At 63.9% G+C, this 4,137-nt stretch carries 3 protein-coding genes and 1 pseudogene; 2 read left to right on the forward strand and 2 right to left on the reverse strand.

Features of this window, described 5'->3' with window-relative positions; translation table 11 throughout:
- Window positions 1-71 precede the first annotated feature (71 nt).
- Window positions 72-382: pseudogene (locus tag ABD140_RS39620) on the forward strand (integrase core domain-containing protein); the annotation flags it as partial.
- A gap of 274 nt (window positions 383-656) precedes the next feature.
- Here the strand turns inward: ABD140_RS39620 and ABD140_RS39625 are convergent.
- A complete protein-coding gene (locus tag ABD140_RS39625; protein ID WP_344248175.1) occupies window positions 657-1,658 on the reverse strand; it encodes an HNH endonuclease in 1,002 nt (333 codons plus the stop codon).
- Between the two features lie 598 nt (window positions 1,659-2,256).
- On the reverse strand, window positions 2,257-2,535 hold the full coding sequence (locus ABD140_RS39630) for a hypothetical protein (protein ID WP_344248177.1): 279 nt from the start codon (window positions 2,533-2,535) through the stop codon (window positions 2,257-2,259).
- Between the two features lie 226 nt (window positions 2,536-2,761).
- Here ABD140_RS39630 and ABD140_RS39635 point away from each other — a divergent pair, with 226 nt between their 5' ends.
- Entirely contained in the window at window positions 2,762-4,066 is a 1,305-nt protein-coding gene (locus ABD140_RS39635; protein ID WP_344248179.1) for an ATP-binding protein, read from the forward strand.
- Window positions 4,067-4,137: the final 71 nt, after the last annotated feature.

Here is a 4,137-nt window from a genome sequence, read left to right on the forward strand (position 1 = left end):
AACGAGTACCTCGAACGGCAGCTCGCGGCGTGAACTAACCGCAAATAAGCTGTCCGGAATCGGCAGGGCACATCAAGAGGGTCCTGACCGACAACGCCTGGACCTACCACAAATCAACAGCCGGCAGCACGCCCTGGCCGACCTGGGCGCCACCGGCAAACGCACCCGCCCCTACCAGCCCCAGACAGGCGGCAAGATCGAACGCTTCAACCGCACCCTGCTCGACGAATGGGCCTACCTCCGCCCCTACGCCACCAACACCGAACGAACCGCAGCACTGGACGACTTCCTGCACACCTACAACCACCACCGATGCCACACCGCCCTCGGCGGCATGCCACCCATCACCCGCGTCAACAACTCTGCAGGTCAATACAGCTAGACGCCATGCGCCGAGCAACCTGCCGCAGTCCTCCAGGCCGAGGGCGGACCAGTACAGGCCGAGGACCTTACCGCGGCGCAGGCCGTAGGCGAGTGCGACCGTGATGGCGACGCCCAGGCGGTGGCCATTGGCGGAGGCTGGGAGGTCTGAGGCGACCCGAAGGTTCCGGACGTCTACCAGCAGATCATCGTCGGACGCGGCCTCGCCAACGAACCTTGACCAGAACTCTTCACCGCGAACAGACAAAACCCTAAACGGCGCCCACTCGAATGAGCTACCCGACCATCCTCGCGCCCTTCGAGCGGTTGCAGCGCCAGCAGAGCGTCTGGAGGTTCTCGGGCGTGCTGAGACCGCCCTTGGACACCGGCCTTATGTGGTCGACTTCAAGCAAGAGGTGCGGTTCGGCGGCCACCGAGACGCCGCACTGCAAGCAGGTATAGCGGTCGCGTTCCTTGATCTGAGTTCGAAGTCGCACGGTCATCAGCGCGCGCTGTCCTGCTGCCGACTTCGCCCAGCGGATTTTCTCGACGAGCTTCTCGGACAACGCTTCAAGGGTGGGGGTGTTGAGTTCGATACTCGTCGTCTGAGCGCTGTTGCCGCCGGCAGACGTGTACTGGAACCTGTACTGAGGGTACGGCACTGCAATCGGTGACAGATGGGCACCGACCTGGGTCCAGAACTCCTCGGTATAGCGTTTGAGGATGAATGCGGGCGGATTGATCCGCGCAGCGATCGCTGCCTCGCGGCCCTTGACGTTGGCAACGGCCTCCTCCAGCCGTGAGATATCCTCGGCGACACGCTGAACGTCAGCCAAGGTCTCCTGGTCGGCCTTGATGGAAAAGTACTTCATAAGGTACTTGATCGGGTCCATGCTAGCGTTGCGCACGACCTGCAGGGATGCATTGTGCACATGCGGCGCGTATTCGGCGACGTTGCGATCGCGGCGGTTATTCCATACCGAGTTGTTCTCGAACGTCGCCAGATGCGCATACCGACCAGTAGCGGAAGGCGCTCCGAGCTCGAACGAACCCTGTGATCGAATCTCTGCCACGTAGTTCACGACATCGTTGTGTTCGGCAACGACGGATACTGTCTCTGACCTCAGCTCCTGGAACTGCTCCGAATTGAAATACCGATCCTTGCGGACCTTCCAGATGATCGGGTTGACGATCAGTACCAGCGCAAGTGCGATGAAGACGACAAGGCCGCTTCCGGTAAGTGCGCCAAGGCCGATGGGGGCCACGACGAGCAGCATGATGAAGATCGGTGTGGGCATGTGGCGGTCTTTCCGTGTTGCTGTAGGCCGACAAGCTCATCATGACGCAGGCCGAGAGATCACCGGCTCGAATTCCAGCAGAAATCGGATCAATGTCCGATCCGGCGGCCTCGCCGTTGCCGCTGACACCTCACTCGATGATCTAGATTGCGAGCTGCTCACGCAGAGCGTTTTCGCCCGGAGATGAGACGAAGCCGGATAGCAAGGGTCACCCTTGGCAGGGAATGCCGACTCTTCCCGTCCAAGCATGTGCCCTGCGCATCCACCTGACACGCGCCCGAGACTTCGGCCTGAAGCCGACGGATACGCTTCTCACCTGCGTGAACGGCATTCAAGATCGAATGGCTACGGATCAGAAGATCGACCTCGATCTTTCATGATGTTGGCTGGGTCGCTACGCGACCCGACCAACGCTGCTTTTCAGCGGGTGGGGCAGCGTGGCGGCCCAGCAGGCAGGTCGGCACTGATCGACAGACCCGGGATATCGCCGGAGCCCTCGCTCCAGGAGCCTGTCATCGACCACCGCAACCCAGCCGAACCCTGGCACGACGACCTATACGACCCGGCTCCAGAAGCCTGGGCCCGGCTCAGACCCCGACTACGGCTCGGCCGACACTTTTCCGGGACGGTCGTCTGGGTTCCACAGCCGAGAGCCGCCGGGATCGGGATAGACCTCGGCCTCCCGATCGGCGGCTTCGTAGACGGCCTCCACCTGCCCAACGACACCGAGCGCCGGCCGTCCCTCGGCACCATCCTCGAGCTCTGCGTCTGGTGGTTCGACGACCGGCCCCAGATCCGCCTTATACCCCTCGATCCCCGCTACCGCCGCGAAGACTTCGACACCTGGCTCCAACGTCAAAACACCCCTGCCGCCCAAGCCTTCCGAATCCAGGGCGGGGCCAGAACCCGTCCGTGATCAAGGCCACGAAGATCGCCAATCGGGTCCAGAAATCTCTGCTACCCGGAGCCTGAGCTCGTCCTTGCGATCAGAGAGAGTGCCCGTCTCGGCTTTCGTGTCCGCGCCTCAATCCATGCACATGCCAACTAGCATGTTGTTGCCATGTTAGTTGGCATGGTTGAGGTCGTCGGGAGAAGCCGTGCGCGTGGACGAGTTGGCCGACATCGTGGAGAACCTCCGCGCCTTGGGTGCCGATATCGCCGATGTCGAGGTGAAAAAGGCCCAGGGCGGGCTGCCGAAGTCGTTGCGGGAGACGTTGGCTGCGTTCGCGAACACCGGCGGCGGTGTGATCATTCTGGGGTTGGACGAGGCTGCGGGGTTCACGGCCTCGGGGCTGGGCGATCCGGCCAAGATGGCCGCTGACCTGGCGTCGATGTGCTCGGAGGAGATGGAGCCACCGCTGCGCCCGTTGATCGGCCTGCACGAGTTCGAGGGTGTGCGGGTGCTCGTCGCGGAGGTCCCGGAACTGGAACCCGCCCGCAAGCCGTGTTTCTACAAGGGCGCGGGCATGAGCAAGGGCAGTTTCGTACGGGTCGGCGACGGGGACAGGCGGCTCAGCCCGTATGAGATCCAGTTGATGCTCTCCTCCCGCGGGCAACCGGTCGAGGATGAGCGGCCTGTGCCCGGCTCCGGCCTGGAGGACCTCGACCCGCGGATGGTGGAGGCGCTCGTCGCCCGCCTGAGGGTCAGTCGGCCTTACGCGTTCCAGGACCTGGATGTCGAGGACGTTCTGCGCCGGGCGCGGGTCCTGGTACCGGACGAGGACGGCGGGCTCGTGCCGTCCCTGGGCGGGCTGTTGGCACTCGGAGTGTTCCCTCAGGAGCGGTTTCCTCAACTGATGGTCAGTTTCGTCCACTACCCGACCCCGACAGGTGAGCCGCTGCGGTCCGGCGAGCGGTTCCTGGACAACGTCTCCCTCGAAGGCCCTGTCCCCGTCATGGTCCGCGACGCGCTCGCCGTGGTCCGACGGAACATGTCCCGCCGGGCGGTCATCTCCGGCGCCGGCCGTCAGGACGTGTGGGACTACCCCGAAGCCGCCCTGCGCGAGGCGATCGTCAATGCTCTCGTCCACCGCGACCTGTCCCCCGGCTCACGCGGCACCCAGGTCCAGATCGAGATGTACCCCGACAGGCTCACCATCCGCAATCCCGGCGGCCTGTTCGGCACGGTCACCCTCGACCGACTCGGTGAAGAGGGCATCTCCTCGGCCCGCAACGCCTCCCTCATCAGGCTTCTGGAGGACGTTCCCCTCCCGGGAGAGACCCGCACCGTCTGCGAGAACCGCGGCTCGGGCATCCGCACCATGACCAGCACGCTGAGAGCGGCCGGGATGAGCCCGCCGGGCTTCGAGGACAAGGTCTCGACCTTCTCCGTCACCTTCCCCAACCACACCCTCCTCGGCCCCGAAACCCTCTCCTGGCTCGCCGATCTGCACCAACAAGACCTCTGAAGCGCCCCGAAGGTTCCGGACAGTGGTCCCACTACAATGGGATTGTCCGGAAGGTGTTTAATTTTGGCTCG

Origin of the sequence: Actinocorallia libanotica (assembly GCF_039525175.1) — a bacterium.
Lineage (GTDB): Bacteria > Actinomycetota > Actinomycetes > Streptosporangiales > Streptosporangiaceae > Actinocorallia > Actinocorallia libanotica.

Excerpts from the sequence above, each read along its gene's own strand:
- ABD140_RS39625 (WP_344248175.1), bottom strand. The coding sequence starts at position 1,658 with ATGCCCACACCGATCTTCATCATGCTGCTCGTCGTGGCCCCCATCGGC.